This is a genomic window from Dyadobacter luticola, from assembly GCF_005860805.1.
Classification (GTDB): Bacteria; Bacteroidota; Bacteroidia; order Cytophagales; family Spirosomataceae; genus Dyadobacter; species Dyadobacter luticola.
This window is the reverse complement of the sequence record NZ_VCEJ01000004.1, coordinates 824,680-844,878: the sequence shown is the minus strand read 5'-3', so window position 1 is coordinate 844,878 and position 20,199 is coordinate 824,680. Positions and strand designations below refer to the sequence as shown.

Annotated in this window: 14 protein-coding genes; 8 read left to right on the top strand and 6 right to left on the bottom strand. The window is 47.1% G+C overall.

Features of this window, described 5'->3' with window-relative positions:
• Positions 1–32 precede the first annotated feature (32 nt).
• From FEN17_RS14330 to FEN17_RS14315, 4 genes are all read right to left on the bottom strand, one after another.
• Complete coding sequence (locus FEN17_RS14330; protein ID WP_229208820.1) at positions 33–1,595, bottom strand: lytic transglycosylase domain-containing protein; 1,563 nt, start codon at positions 1,593–1,595, stop codon at positions 33–35.
• A gap of 280 nt (positions 1,596–1,875) precedes the next feature.
• Positions 1,876–3,333, bottom strand: coding sequence for an Asp-tRNA(Asn)/Glu-tRNA(Gln) amidotransferase subunit GatA (gene gatA / locus FEN17_RS14325; protein WP_138366031.1), 1,458 nt, complete (start codon positions 3,331–3,333; stop codon positions 1,876–1,878).
• 91 nt (positions 3,334–3,424) lie between these two features.
• Positions 3,425–3,625, bottom strand: a complete 201-nt coding sequence (locus tag FEN17_RS14320) for a Sec-independent protein translocase subunit TatA/TatB (protein ID WP_026631334.1) — start codon at positions 3,623–3,625, stop codon at positions 3,425–3,427.
• A gap of 69 nt (positions 3,626–3,694) precedes the next feature.
• Positions 3,695–4,192 carry a YkvA family protein gene (locus tag FEN17_RS14315; RefSeq protein ID WP_229208819.1) on the bottom strand — a complete coding sequence of 166 codons (498 nt, stop codon included), beginning with the start codon at positions 4,190–4,192 and terminating at the stop codon, positions 3,695–3,697.
• Positions 4,193–4,319: 127 nt separating this feature from the next.
• On the opposite strand from FEN17_RS14315, the gene mdh reads away from it, so the two are divergent.
• The 8 genes from mdh to FEN17_RS14275 all read left to right on the top strand — a co-directional run bounded on the left by mdh (position 4,320) and on the right by FEN17_RS14275 (position 18,641).
• Positions 4,320–5,246 carry a malate dehydrogenase gene (gene mdh / locus FEN17_RS14310; protein WP_138366030.1) on the top strand — a complete coding sequence of 309 codons (927 nt, stop codon included), beginning with the start codon at positions 4,320–4,322 and terminating at the stop codon, positions 5,244–5,246.
• Between the two features lie 87 nt (positions 5,247–5,333).
• Complete coding sequence (locus tag FEN17_RS14305; RefSeq protein WP_229208818.1) at positions 5,334–8,213, top strand: triple tyrosine motif-containing protein; 2,880 nt, start codon at positions 5,334–5,336, stop codon at positions 8,211–8,213.
• Between the two features lie 168 nt (positions 8,214–8,381).
• Positions 8,382–11,414, top strand: coding sequence for a SusC/RagA family TonB-linked outer membrane protein (locus tag FEN17_RS14300; protein WP_138366029.1), 3,033 nt, complete (start codon positions 8,382–8,384; stop codon positions 11,412–11,414).
• Between the two features lie 13 nt (positions 11,415–11,427).
• Positions 11,428–12,921 carry a RagB/SusD family nutrient uptake outer membrane protein gene (locus tag FEN17_RS14295; protein WP_138366028.1) on the top strand — a complete coding sequence of 498 codons (1,494 nt, stop codon included), beginning with the start codon at positions 11,428–11,430 and terminating at the stop codon, positions 12,919–12,921.
• Between the two features lie 20 nt (positions 12,922–12,941).
• Entirely contained in the window at positions 12,942–13,784 is an 843-nt protein-coding gene (locus tag FEN17_RS14290; RefSeq protein WP_138366027.1) for a LamG domain-containing protein, read from the top strand.
• Positions 13,784–15,472 (top strand): glucoamylase family protein, encoded by a 1,689-nt coding sequence (locus FEN17_RS14285; protein ID WP_138366026.1) that lies wholly within the window; start codon positions 13,784–13,786, stop codon positions 15,470–15,472. Before FEN17_RS14290 ends, FEN17_RS14285 begins: the two co-directional genes overlap by 1 nt.
• Positions 15,473–15,490: 18 nt before the next feature.
• The gene (locus FEN17_RS14280) at positions 15,491–16,867 is read left to right on the top strand and encodes a glucoamylase family protein (RefSeq protein WP_138366025.1); all 1,377 of its coding nucleotides are present in this window, start codon (positions 15,491–15,493) and stop codon (positions 16,865–16,867) included.
• A 133-nt stretch (positions 16,868–17,000) separates the two neighbouring features.
• Entirely contained in the window at positions 17,001–18,641 is a 1,641-nt protein-coding gene (locus tag FEN17_RS14275; protein ID WP_138366024.1) for a M1 family metallopeptidase, read from the top strand.
• Here FEN17_RS14275 and FEN17_RS14270 read toward each other — a convergent pair.
• Positions 18,636–19,301 (bottom strand): thiamine diphosphokinase, encoded by a 666-nt coding sequence (locus tag FEN17_RS14270; protein WP_138366023.1) that lies wholly within the window; start codon positions 19,299–19,301, stop codon positions 18,636–18,638. The genes FEN17_RS14275 and FEN17_RS14270 overlap by 6 nt on opposite strands.
• A 16-nt stretch (positions 19,302–19,317) precedes the next feature.
• Positions 19,318–20,145, bottom strand: coding sequence for a nucleoside triphosphate pyrophosphohydrolase (gene mazG, locus FEN17_RS14265; protein WP_138366022.1), 828 nt, complete (start codon positions 20,143–20,145; stop codon positions 19,318–19,320).
• Between the last annotated feature and the right edge of the window lie 54 nt (positions 20,146–20,199).

Sequence of the window (20,199 nt, the reverse complement as noted above, 5' to 3'; positions counted from 1 at the left end):
ATATAGTATGTGCATTTTGTGACTCTTGTTCACTAGCTTGAAATGATCAGTTTTTGACCCGGCTTGATAGAGTTTCCCCTGATCCTGTTACGCTTCTTCAACTGCCCAATTTCCAGTCCGTAACGCTGGGAAATGATCCAAAGCGTATCGCCTTTCTGAACAGTATGGTAACGTTTGCGGATGTGACGGTCTTTTCTGGCAGGCTGCTCCTCGGCACGATAGCTCGCAAGTGCTACGCGGGTGGTAGTCTTAGCTGGCGCCGCTACTTTCACTTCTTTGTAAATAGCAAGTCTCTGCCCTCTGCGAATATCGTTTCTGCGAATGTGGTTCCAGCGTCTTAGTTCAGCTACTGAAACATGGTACTTCCGGGCAATCGCACCCAGGTTTTCCCCCCGGCGTACGGTATGCGACGACTTTTTGGTTTTGTTGCTGCTAACCGGCGCTTCTTCCATTTCATCCTCTTCTTCGTCGTCGGATGAAGTACTGTTACTTGCCAGGGCATAAGGAAAGGATGGATTTGCACCCAGCGAATCAACTTTCGTGCTGTCAACCTTTGCAATAAGTAATCCTGCGGCGGTAAATCTTCTTGTGCAGGAATCCATGATGGTGTTCCTGTTACTTACAAAATACGTGTATTGTACACTCGGCACTTTCAACACAAAATCCCTCGTCTGGTCAGGCAGGATCGTCTTGGTGATCTGCGGGTTCAGCTTTTTAAGGTCTTCGAAATTGATGCTGCTTTGCTGGCAAAATGCCGCCAGGTCAATGTAACCGTTAATGTGGATGGTATCATTCGGAATCTGGAATTCGGTATTTCTTGGATAAATGCCGTGATCATAACCGAAGTTCATCATATAATTCATCGCCACATATTGCGGAACATACGAGCGGGTTTCTTTTGGAAGCACATTATAAATGGTCCAGAATGTGGTACCACGTGAGCGACGCATCGCGCGCTTTACATTACCCGGGCCTGTGTTGTAAGAAGCCAGCGCCAATTCCCAGTCGCCAAAAATGCGGTAAAGCTGCGCAAGATACTGGCAGGCGGCCTCAGTCGCTTTTGCCGGCTCGAAACGCTCGTCAATGTATTTATCCTGATAAAGACCGAATTCCCGCCCGGTTGCAGGCATAAATTGCCACAAGCCACCGGCACGTGCATGGGAAATAATCGTCGGGTTAAGTCCCGACTCGATCATGGAAAGGTATTTCAGCTCGGTAGGAAGACCGTGCTTTTGCAGTGCTTTTTCAAAAAGAGGGAAATAGAGCGGCATTCGCTCCATCATGGTTTGGGTAAACTCCGCCTTTTTGTAAATAAAATATTCTACAAACTCGTGGGAAGACTTGTGGTAACGCAGGGGAATCTCTTTTTCAAGCTTTGCAAACCGTTCTTTTAACAAAGCTTCGGGTACCGAGGGGTTTGGCCCGATTTCCTCCACTTCCGGCAAATAAGGCAGCAATGCCTCTGCCTGAGTATTTTTTTCCAGGGTATCTGACTCGGCGGCTAACTTCTCTTGTGGAACCATGGCCATGGATGGCGTGATCCAGCTTCCCAAACACATGGCTCCGAGCCACAACACTTTTGTCGAAATCCTCATCAATAATGTTTTTTGAAGGTTAATCAATTCACGGTTTTTTCAATGGCTAATATCTGTTTATGAATCACTTACAGATAAATAATCCTTCTTGATTTCCTGATGAATCAGAATAATCTCTTTTGCACATTTTGCTTTATGGTCACAAAAAATCTTTGACCGAATAACTTTCCGCTAGTGGCCCGTCATTCTGGCACGATAATTTTCTTAAAACCTTTGGTTAGATACAAACAACGCTCAGAGAGCAAGATCGCAAAAAACTGCTAAAAAGCAGTTAAGTAACCTATTGTTTTGTATTGTACTCGATGGCAACCTTATTATTCAACCTGGTAAGATAGCTCGTAAAAGCAAGCATTTTTTCTTCACCAAAATAAGGAGCCATTATTTGAATTCCAATCGGCATTCCGTTGTCGTCCAGACCGTTGGGAATTGATACGGCCGGGTTTCCAACCACATTTGCCTGCACTGTGAAGATATCGGCGAGATACATTTGTAAAGGATCTTCCGTTTTTTCTCCGATCGTAAAAGCAGTTGTTGGGGTTACCGGCGAAATCAGAAAATCGAACTGCTTAAAGAACTTGTCCGTTTCCTCCCGCACCAATCTTCTAACGCGTTGCGCTTTGGTATAGTATGCGTCATAATAATTTGCGCTCAGTACAAAAGTACCCAAGAGTATCCGTCTCCTCACTTCATCGCCAAAAGCTTCGGTACGCGTCTTTTTATACATCGATTCCAGGTCTTTCGACTCCGGACTCCGGTATCCGTAACGTACGCCGTCAAACCGGGACAAGTTGGAACTTGCCTCGGCAGTTGTTAAAATGTAATAAGTGGGCAGCAAGGAATCCAGCAGCGAAATTTTCACCGGCTCCACTTCATGCCCCTCAGCGCGCAGACGGTTCAAAACTTCAATCGTCTGTTGCCTGATTTCATAAGATATTGCCTCACTTTCAATCGCTTCCTGAATGTACCCGATCCGGGCTTTTCCAGTCCAGTTCAATGCTGAGGTGTATGCAGGTACCGGCTTTTCAGAAACCGTGCTGTCAAAATCATCCGCTCCGGCCATGATTTCCAGAATCAGCGCAGCATCTTCCACACTTTTTGTGATCGGACCGATGCAGTCGAAGGAGGAGGCATAGGCGATTAATCCGTAGCGGGAAACGCGGCCGTAGGACGGTTTTACACCCACCACGCCACAAAATGCTGCCGGCTGCCGCACAGATCCGCCGGTATCGCTACCCAAAGACGCGTGGCACATGCCCGCCTGCACAGCCACCGCCGAGCCGCCGGATGATCCGCCTGGTACTTTGGTAACGTCCGCAGCATTCAGTACAGGGCCGAAGGATGAATTTTCATTGGAAGAACCCATCGCAAATTCATCGCAATTTTGCCGGCCGATCACGATCGCATCTTCATCGAGCAATCGCTGCACTGCGGTAGCGGTATAAGGTGCCTGGTAGCCTTCAAGGATTTTGCTCCCTGCCTGCACACCGTGACCTTGATAAGAAAGTACGTCTTTAAGTCCCAGAACAAGCCCGGCCAGTTTGCCGGCTTTGCCGCTTGTTATCTTCTCGTCCACAGCCATGGCGGCCATTTTTGCCTCTTCGCCATACACTTCGACGAAAGCGTTGAGATGTTTATTGGACTCGATTTTTTGCAGATAATGATCAACTAACTGGACGCAGGTCAAACCTCCTTCACGCAAATCTTCCTGGATATCGGCTAGCGTCAGATACTCTTTCAATGTAAATCTCTTGTGGGGTTGTAAATAAAAATTCAGAGCCGATAAGTTGAGGCTTACAGGCTCTGATTATAACTTCGATAAGATGGAAGCGTTATTTGGGGTCTTCCATGCTTTTTTCAATATTTTCCTTAACGTCTTTAGTAGCGTTCTTGAATTCATTGATACCTTGCCCCAAACCGCGCATCAACTCAGGAATTTTCTTCGCACCGAAGAAAAGTAAAACGAACAAGGCAACCAAAAAGATCTCTTGTCCACCTAATCCCATAAATGCCAAAACGGTTACTGATTCCATATCTGTTTCTTTTTTAATGTTTACAAAAATAAAAATTCTTTTCTACAGAAACTACTAAACGGTTCTGTTTTATCCTATGTTAATCGTTTTTGCCTGCTTCTCCCAATCCCCGAATTTCTGCACATCGTTGCTCAGCGATTTGACCAGCCACACCACCAGTGCGACGTCATCTGTCACCCCGATAAACGGCAGAAAATCGGGTATCAGATCGATCGGCGAAACAAAATAGATCAATACCGCTACGATCGAGATCAGGCTTCTCCATGGCAGGCCGCGGTATTCTCCCGAAGCGTAAGCCCGCACCATTCTGATCAACAGCTGCACGTTCGTCTGAAACTCCGACAGGTTTCCTTTAAAACCAACCTTCTGAAGCTTGCTAACCGAGTCTTTGATCAGCTCAAATAACCGGGTGGAATTCTTGGCATATCTCCCCGCTTTTCCTTTGGCGCTTTTAAAAAAAACTGATTTTAAAATCTGTGAAATCATCGACTCATCATTCATTATACCCAGCAATAAAAAGTGGTTAAAAATGCCAATATAACTATCAAGATACGTAAAAAATTGCATTTTGGATTTCGCCTGAGACTTTTCTGGCAAAAAATCTGATTCCCCTTGGTATTAACAAATTATGTATCCTACTTTTAGGAGAAAATTTAAAAAGCATTAAATTCTATTCAATTAACCATATTTCTTTATGAAGATTACTGTTGTAGGAGCGGGTGCTGTCGGTGCAACCACTGCCGATAATATTATTCGTCGCGAGCTGGCAGAGGAGGTCGTTTTGCTTGACATTAAAGAAGGCGTGAGTGAAGGCAAATCACTGGATATGTACCAAACAGCTGCATTGCTCGGCTTCAACACCAGACCCGTCGGCTCTACAAATGATTACGAAAAAACCAAAGGATCGGACGTAGTCGTGATCACGTCGGGACTTCCGCGGAAGCCGGGCATGACGCGCGAAGAACTGATCGGTATCAATGCAGGAATCGTTAAAGGAGTTACTGAAAACATCCTCAAATATTCGCCAAAAGCAATCATTATCGTGGTTTCCAATCCAATGGATACCATGACTTACCTGGCCCTCAAAGAGTCGGGTATCAATAAAAAACGCCTGATCGGGATGGGCGGCGCGCTGGACAGCGCCCGTTTCAAAACATACCTCGCACTTGCGATGGACGTTTCCCCGCTCGACATCCACGGAATGGTAATCGGTGGACACGGCGATACCACCATGATCCCGCTCACCAGACTGGCTACCTATAATGGTATACCGGTAAGTCGTTTTCTGTCTCCAGAGCAGCTTGAAAAAGTAGCAGCAGACACCATGGTTGGCGGCGCAACATTGACCAAACTGATCGGAACTTCGGCCTGGTACGCACCGGGCGCGGCTACATTATTATTGGTCGAAAGCATCGTGCGCAACCAGAAACGGATTGTTCCTTGCAGCGTATATCTCAATGGTGAATATGGCCAGAAAGACATTTGCATGGGCGTACCGGTTGTGTTGGGTCGCGGCGGCTGGGAGAAGGTGATCAACCTCCGCCTGAGCGATGCCGAAAAAGCAGCATTCGAAAAATCAGCGGAAGCAGTCCGCTCGATGAACGGTGCATTGACATTGTAATTTCAAACAACATTTGCCAGTCCTGAAAACCTCAGGGCTGGTATTTTTAATCGGGGCGGCTGGCAACAGGTGCCCCGTTTTTTGGCTGTGGGAACGGAATCACATACACTATTTCAAAATGCGGCTCAGTTACCTACCCGCGAACTGAGGCTTATTTTCTTGTTGCTGCTCCTCAGCTTCACCAAAGTTTCCGGTCAGGAAACGCCCCCGCTGACCAACTACACTTCTTCCGTTTACAAAGCACACAACCAGAACTGGTCGGTAAGCCAGAGTGCCGAAAATCTCATTTACACAGCCAATTCCGATGGTCTGCTGGAATACGACGGCGCCACCTGGAAGCTATATCCACTGCCCGACGGGCAAATTGTCAGAACAGTTTTATGTGACGAAGTAACTGTTCCGGCCTCGGCGGGCCGTGGTCTAAATCGTCCTGCACACAAAGAGCAGCGCATTTATGTAGGCGGCTTTTCGGAATTCGGTTATTGGAAAAAGGAAGCTGACGGCCGGCTGAAATATTATTCCCTGAGCAAAAAAGCGAATTTCCCCAGCCTGAAAACCGAGGAGATCTGGCATATCCTGAAAACGCCGCAATACATTTACTTTCAGTCATTTGCCAAGATTTACCGGTACGATGGGAAGAATATCGAGGAGATCAATGCCCTGGGAAATTTCATGTTTTTGCGGTTTGTGCACAATCGGCTCCTCCTGCCGCTCATCGGCAAAGGTGTTTACGAATTAAAAGACAAAACCTTCCAGCCGCTGCCCGGCACCGAAGCATTATCAACTACCATCGTATCCTCCATTTTACCGCTTCCCGACGGTAACATGCTGTTTACCACCACCAAACACGGACTTTTCACCTGGAACAAAGGCATCCTGCGGCCCTGGCAAATCGGGATTTCTGAGGAACTGAAAACGAACATTATCAACCGGGCGATCATTCTTAGCCGCGACAGCAGCATGGTTTTCGGTACCATTCAAAAAGGGGTATATGTTGTTTCAAAAACAGGAAACCTGATTTACCGTTTTGACAAAGAGACTGGTTTACAGAACAATACCGTCCTTGCGCTGGAAGAAGATGCCCGCAAGCAACTCTGGATCGGGCTGGACCAGGGTATCGATATGGTGAGAATGTCGTCGGCGGTAGTATCCTATCAAACCAATGACAACCCGCTCGGCTCCACCTATGCGGCGGCGGTCTGGCGGGGGAAGTTATATGTGGGTTCTAATAAAGGTGTTTTTGTAAAAAAATGGGGTTCTTCCGAAGCTTTCCGGCCAGTGCCCGGATTGGAAGGCCAGACCTGGAACTTGCAGGTTTTGGACGACCAGCTTTTATGCGGACATAATGACGCCACCTATCGCATTGAAGAGCAAGGTATTAAGAGAATTTCTGATATAAATGGCGGCTGGATCATCAAGCCTGTATTTGCCGGGAAAGACACATTACTGCTCCAAGGTTCGTACACCGGTTTACACGTTTACAAAAAAAGTGCGCAAAAGTTGTGGAGTTACGCCTACCGCGTAAAATCCGTCCCGACTATTCCGGTGCGGCAAATTGAAACCGATTCAAAAGGAACATTCTGGCTCGGGCATGCCTATAAGGGGCTTTTTTCCGCGAAACTCACCCCGCAGCTTGATTCCGCGACTGCCTGGCGGGAATTTAAAGCGCCGAAAGATTTCCCAAGTGAATTCAGCATTGAGATCATTAAATGGAAAAACAAGATCCATATCCGCTCTGCCAACACATTTCTGGAACCCGACGCGCAGCATCATTTGCGGGTCAGTAAAGATTTCAGCAAAGACGATGAGCCATATAAAGTGAGAGTGGGCACAAATGGCGATTGGTTCAAAGTTTTCATCAACAGAATTGAATATTATAGTCAGGAAAACCGACCGGTAAATCTGGGATTAAGCCTGGTACGAAACAGCGAGACCATTATTCCGATCTCGTCGCAGCACTACTTTTTCTGTCTGGACAATGGTTATGCACTGTATAACCGCAGTTATATCCGGCAAAGTGACGAGGTCATTTCCATGCCTTTGATCCGACGTGTAGCCAACCTCCGTAACCTTCCCGAAAACTTCCCGCTGACAGGTAAACCGGCGCTGGCATCGGACATACGCGCTCTGCGAATTATGTATGCTTTGCCCGAATACGGCCAGAATATTCAATACAAATACCGTCTGAAAGGATTGACGGATCAATGGTCGGAGTGGACAAGCCAGAATTTCGTAGAATTCACGAACCTCGAATCCAATGATTATGTGTTCGAAATCCGCAGTAATGTGAACGATTCGGTTACTTCCTATGCATTCAGCATTCAGCCTTACTGGCGTGAAACGCTTTTTGCCAATATACTTTTTGCATTATTGGCGGGGCTGGCGTTGCTTGGGCTGGTCTATTATCAGGAAAAACGCCTGGCCAGGCATCGTACCAGACTTATCCAGGAGCAGGAGGAAAAATTGCGCCAGCAGCGGCTTTCCAGCGAGCGGCAGATCATGCGCATTCAAAATGAGAAGTTGCAGAGTGACATTCAAAGTAAAAGCCAGCAGCTCAGCAATGTAGCGATCAACGTGGTGCGTAAAAATGAAATTCTGGAAGAGATCAGGGACGAGCTGAAACAAGTGAAGGAAGAGCTCGGCCAGCAGCTACCCAACATTCATTATCAGAAACTGCTCAATAGTATCGAGCGCAATGTCGCCGGCAAGGACGACTGGGTGCTTTTCGAGCAGAATTTCGACGAAGTCCACGAGCAGTTTTTCAAAAGGTTAAGACAATTATACCCTACCATTTCTCCCTCCGAATTGCGCCTTGCAGCCTGTCTCAGAATGAATCTTTCCACCAAAGAAATGGCACCCGTACTCGGAATCTCGATCCGGGGCGTGGAGATAAAGCGCTACCGCCTGAGGAAAAAAGTGGGATTGAGCATGGATGCCAATCTTGTTCAGTTCATGATGGACATTTAGGGCCATTGTACAAATCGTCGACATTTATGCCTTCAATTCAATTAAACCTTGCATTATTCTCATTGATGTAGTGGTGATGTAGTGCTTTTTTTGATTCCTGGGATCGGCTGGTTTTATATTTGAAGTCAATTAATTCTTCTAATAATTCAATCAACCAATTAACTACTAATGAAAACTACTGTACGATTACTGTACATACTTGTTTTCCTATGCATTGGGACGATTACCTTCGCTCAGGAAATCAATGTCACAGGAAAGGTTACTTCCAGCTCGGACGGTTCGCCGCTTCCAGGGGCCAGCGTGCTCATAAAGGGAACCACCACGGGTGTTCCTACGGACGTGGACGGTAACTACACCATCAAGGTTCCTTCCACACAATCCGTCCTCGTTTTTTCCATGATCGGGATGATTGCCCAGGAAGTGCCGGTCGGAACACAGACCAGCCTGAATGTGGCTTTGCAGGAAGATGCCCGCGCTTTGAATGAGGTGGTGGTCGTGGGTTACGGTACTCAGCGGAAACTGGATGTTACCGGCTCCGTGGTGCAGATCAAGGGCGAGGACATTTCAAAACAGTCCTCCATGAATGCTGTCAGCGGTTTGCAGGGAAAAGTGGCCGGTGTGCAGATCAATAACTCAGGAAAACCAGGCGAGGCTCCTCAAATCCGTATCCGCGGCGTCGGTACTGCTTATGGTAGCGCCAACCCGCTTTACGTGGTGGACGGTGTTTGGTTCGACGATATCAGCTTCCTGAACTCGGGCGACATTGAAAGCATGAACATTCTCAAAGATGCTTCCAGCCAGTCTATTTATGGTGTCCGCGCCGCAAATGGCGTGGTCTTGATCACGACCAAAAAAGGAAAGTCGGGTAAGGCAGTGGTAGATTACAATGGTTTTGTAGGCTTCCAGAAGGTGACGAACCAGATCAAAATGGCGAATGCTAACGAATACGCCACTATGGTGAATGAATTAAGCAATGTCAACGGTAAAGGCAATGTGCTGGACCCAAGCCAGTATGGCGAAGGCACCGACTGGTACCACCAAATTCTTCGTAATGCACTGGTTACCAACCACCAGCTTTCGGTGAGTGGCGGAAGCGACAAAACTACCTACAACTTTTCACTGGGTTATCTGAACCAGGATGGTATTGTTGAAAAGAACAATTTTAAACGTTACACGGCACGTCTGCAGAATGATTTTCAAATCGCTAAGTTTTTAAAAGTAGGTTATACCGCTACGGGATCATTCAGCAGATCGAGGGACGAAGCAGCGAATATCTTCAGACAACTATACACGGCGGGACCTGTCGTGCCTGTTTACTACGCCGATGGTGCTTATGGAGACCCTACCGACTACAATCTAGGAGATGGAAATAACTACAACCCGCAGGTTACTATTGATTACTATAATCAGCTGAGTAAGAAAACATTATTGACCGCGAATGCTTACGCAGAAGTAAATCTTTTCAAAGGTCTGACATTCAAAACCAGCCTTGGCGGACGCTACGGTCAGGATGAAACCCGATCTTACACGCCCGAATATGTGGCCACGTTCAAGCAGCGCAATACAACCAGCTCCCTACAATTTATCAGGCCGCAGACGCGCTACTGGATTTTCGAAAATACTTTGACTTACACCAAAGAGTTTGGCAACCACAACCTGACCGCATTGATCGGCCAATCCGCACAGCATGACCAGTCTTACACGATGACTGCCAGCGCTTTGAATGTTCCTTATACAAGAGAAGGAGATTTATACATTGCTTTGGGAAATGCCGACGGACGTAATGTGACGGACGTAGGTGACCTGGCTACTTATGCTTCTTATTTTGGTCGGGTAAACTATTCATTCAGTGATAAATACCTGCTGAATGCTTCAATCCGTGCCGACGGTTCTTCGAAATTCTTCCAGGGCGGCAATGCCTGGGGTTACTTTCCTTCGGTGGGTGCTGGCTGGGTGATCAGCAATGAAGGTTTCATGAAAGGTCAGACCATTTTTGATAACCTGAAACTGAGAGGTAGCTGGGGTAAAATCGGTAACGCATCTGTCCCATCCAATCTATCCACATTAACCGTAGCAACCGGCGGCGGCCTGGCTGCGATTTTTGGTGGAACATTGAATACCGGCGCCAGCATTAACACCATCATTCCTCCGGTAACTGTCTGGGAAAGAGGCGTAGGAACAGACGTAGGTTTGGAAGCAGCCTTCCTAAAATCCCGTTTGAGCGTTGAATTGGATTACTATATCAAGAAAACAGAAAGAGCGATTTTCGACATTCCTGTATTGAGATCAATCGGTACGGAATCGGGCCGGATTGTGGGTAACCAGGCTGATTTCCAAAATAAAGGCTTTGAATTTGCATTGAACTGGCGCGACGATATCGGCAAGGATCTTTCATACAGCATTGGTTTCAATGGCGGTATGAACAACAATACGGTTCTATCAGTATCCTCCGGTGCCAACCCGATCTACGACGGTGGTGTAGGTTTGACCAGCGGCGCACTTGCTACCCGTACCCGGGTGGGCGACCCGATCGGTTCTTTCTACGGATATGTCGTGGACGGTATCTTCCAGAATGCGGACGAAATCGCGAAATCAGCACAGCCAAATGCGAAACCTGGTGACTTCAAGTACCGGGATATCAGCGGAACAAACGGTACACCGGACGGAACAATTACAGGTCTCGACAGACAGGTGATCGGTAACCCAAATCCGAAATTCACTTACGGGATTAATACCAGCTGGAACTACCGCAACATTGACTTAATGCTTGATTTCCAAGGCGTAGCAAAAGTTGATATTTACAATGCCAACCTGGGATGGAGATATGGTAATGAAAACTTCACCAAAGATTTCTACGACAACCGCTGGCATGGCGAGGGTACTTCCAATACCTATCCTTCGGCAAACATCGGCGGTGGTGCCAACTATCAGCCCAACACTTTCTATGTTCAAAGCGGAAGTTATTTCAGGGTGAGAAATGCACAGATCGGTTTCACATTCCCGCAGGCGGTGAACGAAAAGTTGAAAGTGCGGAAGCTTAGACTTTACGCCAATGCCCAAAATCCTTTGAACTTCTTCAAATACAAAGGATTGTCGCCTGAGGTGAGGGCCAATGAAAACAAACCGACACAAGCCGGAATTGATGCCAATGTTTACCCGCTGTCGGCTACTTACAACTTTGGTATCAATGTTACTTTCTAATATCAGCATCAACATGAAAAACATCATATTCAATAAAAATTTGAAGCGGACGGGCCTGTATCTTGGTTTAGCTTCACTACTCATGGTCCCCTCAGCCTGCGACCAGGGCTTTTTGGACGTAGATCCGCAGGGTAAAGAAGCGGGCGTCGTATTCTGGCAATCGGCCGACGACGCTACAAAAGCTGTCAATGCGATGTACGCCAACCTGCGTGGCTGGACCAACACTGCTTTCGCACCGATCGCAGTGGAAAGCATGGGTTCTGATGATGCAGAAAAAGGCAGTACAGCCTCTGACGCAACATTTTTTAATGATTACGACAACTTCTCGGTAGGTTCGAGCGATGGTCAGCTGGCCGATTTCTGGGCGGGTCAATATCAGAATGTTAATTATGCCAACCAGGTTCTGGATAATGTGCCGGCGATCAGCATGGACGAAACGTTGAAGGCGCGGCTTCTGGCAGAGGCGAAATTTGTACGTGCCTATTCCTATTTCCGGCTGGTAAGGGCATTCGGGGACGTGCCGCTGCGGCTGAATGTTCCGAAAGACGCCACCGAGTACAACCTTCCTCGGACTCCAAAAGCGGATGTTTACGCAGCTATCGAAAAAGACCTGACCGACGCGGCAGCAGTTTTGCCTCTTAGCTATGGTAAAAGCGATGTGGGAAGAGCCACCAAAGGTGCTGCGCAAGCTTTGCACGCCAAGGTTTCTATGTATCAGCAAAAATGGCAGCAGGTTTTTGACTTGACCAATCAGGTAATGACTTCTGGCCAATATTCGCTTTTTTCCAACTACGAGGCGCTTTTCAGGATACCTAATGAAAATTCTACGGAATCGATTTTCGAGATCCAAAATGAGCTGATCCCATCCAACAAGGATGCTTCAAACTCGCAATATTCACAGGTTCAGGGAGTTCGTGGCATAACAGGCGGTGGCTGGGGTTTCAATGTTCCTACCAAGGAATTGGCGGCCTCTTATGAAACCGGCGATCCGAGAAGAGATGCGACCATCATTTTCCGCGGAGAAACCACACCTTCCGGCGATGCAATTCCGGCAACTGGTGATAACCCGATGTACAACCAGAAATCCTATGTGCCTTTCGGCTTGTATGTTTCCGGTTTTAATGAGGGTTCTCAACAAAATGTAAGGGTGTTACGCTACGCCGAAGTTTTATTGATGAATGCGGAGGCGGCCAACGAATTGGGCAATACGGCCCAGGCGCTGGCTTCGCTTGAACTGGTGAGAGCACGGGCGCGGGGAGCCAGCAAAACCATTCTTCCAAAAGTAACTACGACTGATAAAGCTGCCTTGCGCACCGCCATCTGGAATGAACGTCATTCGGAGCTGGCGATGGAATTTGACCGCTATTTCGATGTGATACGCCAGGGACGGGCTGCTACCATTTTTGGTCCGAAAGGCTGGAAAGCGAACAAAAATGAAGTTTGGCCGATCCCGCAAAATGAGATCGACCTGAGTGCAGGGGTGTTGGTTCAAAATCCAGGATATTAATTGTAAACCACGACTTATCGATGAAAGCTATAAAGAATACATGCATTTGGGCGGTCACTGCGCTGCTGGTGGTGGGAATGTCGTCCTGCTATGAAAAGTTTGACCCTGAAAGTTATGCGCCCAGCGTGTCCATCGGCGGTTTTACGGCTTCCAATGAAATCGCTTCTTCCAATCTTGTCGCCCATTTTCCATTTGATGGTGACTATGTGGACGCTGTGTCTAAAACAGCGGGTGTGAACACGGGTACCACCTTCGCAAACGGGTTGAAAGGCCAGGCGATGAAAGGTGCGAAAGAAGGTTATGTACTTTTCAACCCGACTGCCGCTATTTTGGGATTGAAAAGCTTTACGCTGGCTTACTGGGTCAACAGTCCTTCGACTACCTCGGCTGGCGGTATCATTGGCCTCGTCGGACTTTCTAGAAAAGATGGCTTTTGGGGGAACATTGAAACGTTCTTCGAAAATGGCGGCACCAATACCGACGGTATTTTCAAAGCCCATATTCAGAATGATTCGATCGATTCATGGGTGTCCAAAGAAGGTATTGTAAACATTTACAACTCCTGGAACCACATTGCGCTGACTTACGACGCAACTTCGTCCACTTTTTCATTGTATATCAATGGTTCAAAAACCGCTACCAGTACTGTGGCGAAGTTCGGAAACCTGAAATGGAAAAATCCGGGGCAGATCGTGTTTGGTACGGTGCAGTTTCAAACAAAACCCAGCCTGACCACGGGCGCTACTGCCCAGGATTGGGCAAGTTACCTGACCGGCTTGCTGGACGAAGTGCGTATTTATGACGTAGCATTGAAAGACAATGAAGTAGACGCGCTCGTCAAACTGGAATCAAGGGGAAAATAATGCCTTTTAGAAACCTGCTATTTATTGGCTTACTCGTATGGCTCGGGGTTTCCTGCAAATCAAAACAGGACCCGGAGCCTACCAATCCTGTTATTCCCTCCTCTTTCGGTTTTAACAGCCTGAAAGTCAATGACAGCTACTCGGGATATGATTACGTAAATGTGAATGTGAGACCTAAAATTCGCTTCGCATTTTCGAGCACCCTGAATAGCAATTCGCTGCAAAATGGTATCAGCTTTAATTCAAAAGATGGAAAAGCGGTACCATTTACGGCAGTTTTGGAAGGTGGTGACAGTGCGGTATTGGTAACACCAACATCCAACCTCGATTATCTCCAAGCTTACACGGTCTCCGCAACAAAAGCCTTGAAATCCAAGAACAACGGCACATTGCTAAGTGAAGTCAAAGTAAATCTGACGACGGCACTCGATTCTGCAAACAAGTTTCCGGTAATATCCAATGATGAGTTGCTGACCCTTTTGCAAAAGCAGACATTCAAGTACTTCTGGGATTTTGGGCATCCGGTGAGCGGATTGGCGCGGGAGCGGAATTCTTCCGGCGACATTGTGACCACCGGCGGCAGCGGCTTTGGCATCATGACCATCCCGATCGCCATCGACCGGAAGTTCATTACCAGGGCGCAGGGTTTGCAGCGCATTCAGTTGATCACCGGCTTTTTAAAAGACAAAGCGCAAAAGTTTCATGGCGCTTTTCCGCATTGGCTCAATGGCGCGACCGGTGCTGTGCAGCCTTTCAGTGAAAAGGACAATGGTGCCGATCTCGTTGAAACTGCGTATCTGATCCAGGGTTTACTGACTGCCCGGCAGTATTTTAATGCAGGTGATGCAGCGGAAACTGCTCTACGGTCTGACATTACCAAAATCTGGGAGGCCGTAGAATGGGACTGGTTTCGAAAAAATAATGAGGATGTGCTTTACTGGCATTGGAGCCCGAATTTTAACTGGGATATGAACCACCAGATCCGCGGCTGGAATGAATGTCTGATCACATATGTGCTCGCAGCTTCCTCGCCAACACATTCAATTCCAAAATCGGTTTATGATAATGGCTGGGCTGGAAATGCCAGTTTCAAGAACGGAAAGGCGTATTATGGATTGACACTTCCGCTGGGAGAACCTTACGGCGGGCCGCTATTCTTTTCGCAGTATTCGTTCTTAGGTTTAAATCCGACGGGTTTATCAGACAGTTATGCCAATTATTTTACCCAAAATAAAAACCATTCTTTAATTAACTATAACTATTGTATCGCCAATCCGCAGTCATTTAATGGGTACAGCGATCAATGCTGGGGGCTGACGGCCAGCGACATTCCCAGTGGTTATAATGCCAATTCGCCTACGAATGATAAGGGTGTGATCACGCCGACTGCCGCATTATCCGCATTTCCGTACACGCCGACGGAATCGATGAGGGCGCTTAAATTTTTCTATTACAAACTGGGCGACAAGCTCTGGGGCGAGTACGGTTTTCACGACGCATTCTCTTTAAATGAACTCTGGTTTGCAGATTCTTACCTCGCCATCGACCAGGGACCGATTGTGATTATGGTTGAAAATTACCGCACCGGCTCTCCCTGGAAACTATTCATGAGCAACCTCGAAGTAAAGGCCGGCCTGAAAAAATTAGGCTTCACCAGCACAGCTACGACTGGCCGGGCGCTCAATTAATCTAATCAACTCACGATCATGAAGATATCCATCTATTACCTTCTTGGACTGCTATTTCTTTGCACACAGAATTTTGCTTTTGCACAGAAAAAAAAGACTGTTGCTGCCAAGCCGGCCACATTCAATGCAACCGAAAGACCTAAAAATTTATCCGACACCGCACTACTGGAACTGGTACAAAAACAAACGTTCCGGTACTTCTGGGAATTCGGGCATCCGGTCAGCGGCATGTCGCGCGAGCGGAGTAATGTGGCTTACGAATATGGGGATGAAGTTGTTACTACCGGCGGTACCGGCTTCGGGATTATGGCGATGATCGTAGCTGCGGAGCGGAAATGGCAGCCGCGGGATTCAGTTGCTGCGCGTCTTTTAAAAATGGTTAAATTTTTATCCAAAGCAGATCATTACCACGGAATTTTCCCGCATTGGCTCAATGGCGAAACGGGCAAGATCATTCCATTCGGCCGGAAAGATGACGGCGGCGACCTGGTAGAATCTTCTTTTCTTTTTCAGGGACTGCTGGCTGCCAGACAATATTTTGATGCAGATTCGAATCTAGAAAGGGAATTACGAAACCGGATTCAGTGGATTTGGGAGGAAGCGGAGTGGGACTGGTACACGCGCGGAAACCCCAACCAGCTTTACTGGCATTGGAGTCCAAATAATGGCTGGGCGATGAATTTTGAGCTTCGGGGTTACAATGAAACTTTGATCACTTATATCATGGCAGCCTCTGCGCCGCGCTACCCGATCACCGCGCAGGTTTACAACAAATGCTGGGCGCAAAGTGACCATTTCAAAAATGGCAAAGAGTATTATGGCATCAAACTTCCGCTCGGATTTGAATATGGCGGACCATTGTTTTTCGCACATTATTCCTTCCTGGGCCTCGATCCGCGCAAGCTGAAAGACCAGTACGCCGACTATTGGGAGCAGAATGTGAACCATACTTTGATCAACTATCAATATTGCGTCGAAAATCCGGGGAAGTTTAAAGGATATGGTGAAAATAACTGGGGACTGACGGCCAGCGATACCTACAATGGTTACAATGCACATTCGCCCACGAATGATTTTGGTACCATTACCCCTACCGCCGCATTATCCTCATTTCCTTACACGCCTGCGCAATCCATGAAAGCGCTCCGGCATTTTTATGATGATCTGGGTGACAAAATCTGGTCGGAATATGGGTTTAAGGATGCATTTAATGAATCGCAGAACTGGTATGCAAAGTCGCATCTGGCTATCGATCAGGGACCGATTATTGTCATGATTGAAAACTACCGCACCGGCTTGATTTGGAGACTTTTTATGAAAGATCCCGACGTGCAGAAAGGTTTGAAAAAACTGGGATTTGAAAGTCCGGCGTTGGAAGTGAGTGCCAAAAATTGATCATTGTTTGTCCGAAATTAACCGAAAGACCAGCGCGGAGCTGGTCTTTCGGTTTTATAAACAAATATAATAGTACCTTGATATGATGATTTTGGGAGAAATAGTAAAGTACAAACAAAACAGATCAACTTTCATGTTGCGTATTATTCTTTGTAGTGTCCTGCTGGTGGGCTCATTTTCAGCTTTTTCACAAACAAAAAAATTCACCCACGCCGATACATTACGCGGCTCGATCACGCCCCAGCGCGCCTGGTGGGATTTGACTTACTATCATTTGAATGTAAAACCGAATGCGCAGGACAGCACATTGACTGGCAGCACGCAAGTGGTTTACAAGGTTTTACAACCCTATCAAAGCATTCAGATCGACTTGCAAGAGCCGCTGAAAATTGAAAAAGTGACACAGGACGGCGAGTCGCTGGAATTCAAGCGGGACGGTAATGCCTTTTTTATTGATTTAAAGAAAAAACAGGAAGTTGGAAAAACCGAAAGCATCGAAGTTCTCTATTCCGGCAAACCGAAACTGGCGAAACGTCCGCCCTGGGACGGTGGTATTCAATGGATTCCGGATGGTGAGGGGAACACCATTATTGCTACTTCCTGCCAGGGATTGGGTGCCAGCGTCTGGTGGCCTTGCAAAGACCACATGTACGATGAGCCGGACAGCATGCAGATCAGCATTACCGTTCCAAAAAATATGACGGATGTTTCTAACGGAAACCTGCGGTCGGTGGTAGAAAATAATGATAACACGCACACATTCAACTGGGTAGTTCAAAATCCGATCAACAATTATGGCGTCAATATGAATGTGGCCAACTATACGAGTTGGAAAGAAACATGCAAAGGTGAAAAAGGCGATTTGCAGGTGAGCTACTATGTGCTGCCGAAAAACCTGGAAAAGGCGAAGGAACAGTTCAAGCAGGCGCCGATGATGCTGAAAGCTTTTGAACACTGGTTTGGCCCCTATCCTTTTTACGAGGATGGCTACAAGCTGGTGGAGGTACCTTACCTCGGCATGGAACACCAGAGTTCGGTGACTTATGGCAATGGTTACAAGCAGGGTTACCTTGGCCGGGATTTATCCAAAACGGGCTGGGGTTTGAAGTGGGACTTTATTATTGTCCACGAAAGCGGGCATGAATGGTTTGCCAACAACATTACCTATAAGGATGTAGCCGATATGTGGGTGCACGAAAGTTTTACCAATTACTCCGAAAATCTTTTTACGGAATACTACTTCGGGAAGCAGGCCGGCGCTGATTATGTGATCGGTACGCGTGCAAACATTGTGAATGACGTGCCGATTATCGGGGTGTATGGCGTGAATGAATCCGGCTCACGGGATATGTATTACAAAGGCGGTAATATGCTCCACACGATCCGGCAGATTGTGAATGATGATGAAAAATGGCGGCAGATCTTGCGCGGACTGAACAAGACTTTTTATCACAAAACGGTCGAAGGCTCGCAAATTGAGGCTTATATCAGTGAACACGCGGGGCGGAACCTTTCCAAGGTTTTTGATCAGTATTTAAGAGATATTAAGGTACCGGTGCTGGAATATGCCTTTGAGAAAAAGGGCCTGCAATACCGCTGGACAAATGTTGTGGACGGTTTTGATATGCCGGTAAAAGTAAAAATCGGCGAAGGCAAAGAAGAATTTCTCTACCCTACAACCGAGTGGAAAACTGTGAAAACCAAAGCTGAAAAGAAGCTGACCGTCGACCGGAATTTTTATGTAGAGGCGAAGGAGGCGAAACCCGCCTCATAGATCCCAGCATTCCATAATCAGCATATCGCCTTTTTTGGCCGAAATCCTGACGATACCATCCTTCTCGGCTTCATTACTGTTGCCGGTGCGGTGACCCATCGTCAGGATTTCATCATTTAAATTGTACTTCAACCCGCTGGTTTCGATACCTTCCACGACGCCGACGGGTATCAGTGAAATTGGTGTACCGGCTACATACCATTTTTCGAATGTGCCCGCCAGCGGAAATATCTTCGAATAATCATCAAACATGACCAGTTTGATCTGATCCTTGTAGCGCACCAGATTGGTAACATTGGTGATCGCATGATCCTGGCGACGGCCGGTTGCCCAAACAATGTTTGCGGCAGGAAAACCTTTTTCGATCAAAAAATCAATCCCTTTTTCAAGATCTGTCTTTTCCTGATCGGGTGTATTGACGATTTCAAGCGGATGCTGGCGGTCGCGAATTGCCTCAAAATCATGCTGCTGATCGAAATCTCCCAGCCAGGCGTCAATCTTGATGCCTAATTCCAGCACCCTGTAAATGGCGTGATCCAGTACCACAATGTACGGACTCCATTCCAGCAGTTGCCCCAGAAGTTCTTCACTACAAGCCTCGCCATTGGCGATAATCAGCGCAGGCTCCTGCTTTTCCTTTACGATATGGTGCGAGGACATGAATTACAATTTACTTTTAAACCCCCAATTTCTTCGCTGCATTCCAATATTCATCCATCTCCGCCAGTGTCATTTCCGACAAAGACTTTCCGTCGGCTTTGGATGCTTCTTCCAAATATTGGAATCTTTTGATGAATTTTTTATTTGTCCGTTCCAGGGCTGTCTCAGGATTGATATCCGCAAACCGGGAATAGTTGACCAGCGAAAACAGTAAGTCACCAAACTCTCCCTCAGCTTCATTTTTATCAATAACTTCCTCAGATTCGATGTCAAAATTTTGTCTGAACTCCTTCAATTCCTCTTCAACTTTTTCCCAAACCTGATGTTTTTCGTCCCAGTCGAACCCTACCCCACGCGCTTTTTCCTGGATCCGCATCGCTTTTACCAATGCTGGCAGCGAACCTGGGACGCCAGAAAGCACCGATTTGTTCCCCTCTTTCAATTTCAGTTTTTCCCAATTTTGCTTCACCGCTTCCTCGGAATCAGCCACAAAATCGCCGTAAATATGCGGATGCCGGGAAATCAGTTTTTCACAGATTCCATTTAAAACATCCTTGATATCGAACTGATTACTATCCTTCTGCTCGGATCCGATTTTGGCATAAAAAACAATGTGCAGCATCAGATCACCCAACTCCTTCCGGATCTCGGGCAGGTCATTTTCCATGATCGCGTCCGATAATTCATAAGTCTCCTCAATCGTCAGATGTCGCAGAGTTTGAATGGTCTGCTTGCGGTCCCAGGGACATTGCTCGCGCAGTTCGTCCATGATGGTAAGCAGGCGGTCAAACGCCATCAGCTGGCTTTTTCTATCGTCGGGCAGCGAATCAAAACTTTTTTCCATAGAACAAAGATAAGTAATCAGGCGCCAAAAGCCGGGCAAAAAACGGGCATTCCG

Coding starts and splice junctions, on each gene's coding strand:
- FEN17_RS14330 (WP_229208820.1), bottom strand. CDS start 1,595: ATGAGGATTTCGACAAAAGTGTTGTGGCTCGGAGCCATGTGTTTGGGA.
- FEN17_RS14320 (WP_026631334.1), bottom strand. CDS start 3,625: ATGGAATCAGTAACCGTTTTGGCATTTATGGGATTAGGTGGACAAGAG.
- FEN17_RS14315 (WP_229208819.1), bottom strand. CDS start 4,192: ATGCAATTTTTTACGTATCTTGATAGTTATATTGGCATTTTTAACCAC.
- mdh (WP_138366030.1), top strand. CDS start 4,320: ATGAAGATTACTGTTGTAGGAGCGGGTGCTGTCGGTGCAACCACTGCC.
- FEN17_RS14300 (WP_138366029.1), top strand. CDS start 8,382: ATGAAAACTACTGTACGATTACTGTACATACTTGTTTTCCTATGCATT.
- FEN17_RS14295 (WP_138366028.1), top strand. CDS start 11,428: ATGAAAAACATCATATTCAATAAAAATTTGAAGCGGACGGGCCTGTAT.
- FEN17_RS14290 (WP_138366027.1), top strand. CDS start 12,942: ATGAAAGCTATAAAGAATACATGCATTTGGGCGGTCACTGCGCTGCTG.
- FEN17_RS14285 (WP_138366026.1), top strand. CDS start 13,784: ATGCCTTTTAGAAACCTGCTATTTATTGGCTTACTCGTATGGCTCGGG.
- FEN17_RS14280 (WP_138366025.1), top strand. CDS start 15,491: ATGAAGATATCCATCTATTACCTTCTTGGACTGCTATTTCTTTGCACA.
- FEN17_RS14275 (WP_138366024.1), top strand. CDS start 17,001: ATGTTGCGTATTATTCTTTGTAGTGTCCTGCTGGTGGGCTCATTTTCA.
- FEN17_RS14270 (WP_138366023.1), bottom strand. CDS start 19,301: ATGTCCTCGCACCATATCGTAAAGGAAAAGCAGGAGCCTGCGCTGATT.
- mazG (WP_138366022.1), bottom strand. CDS start 20,145: ATGGAAAAAAGTTTTGATTCGCTGCCCGACGATAGAAAAAGCCAGCTG.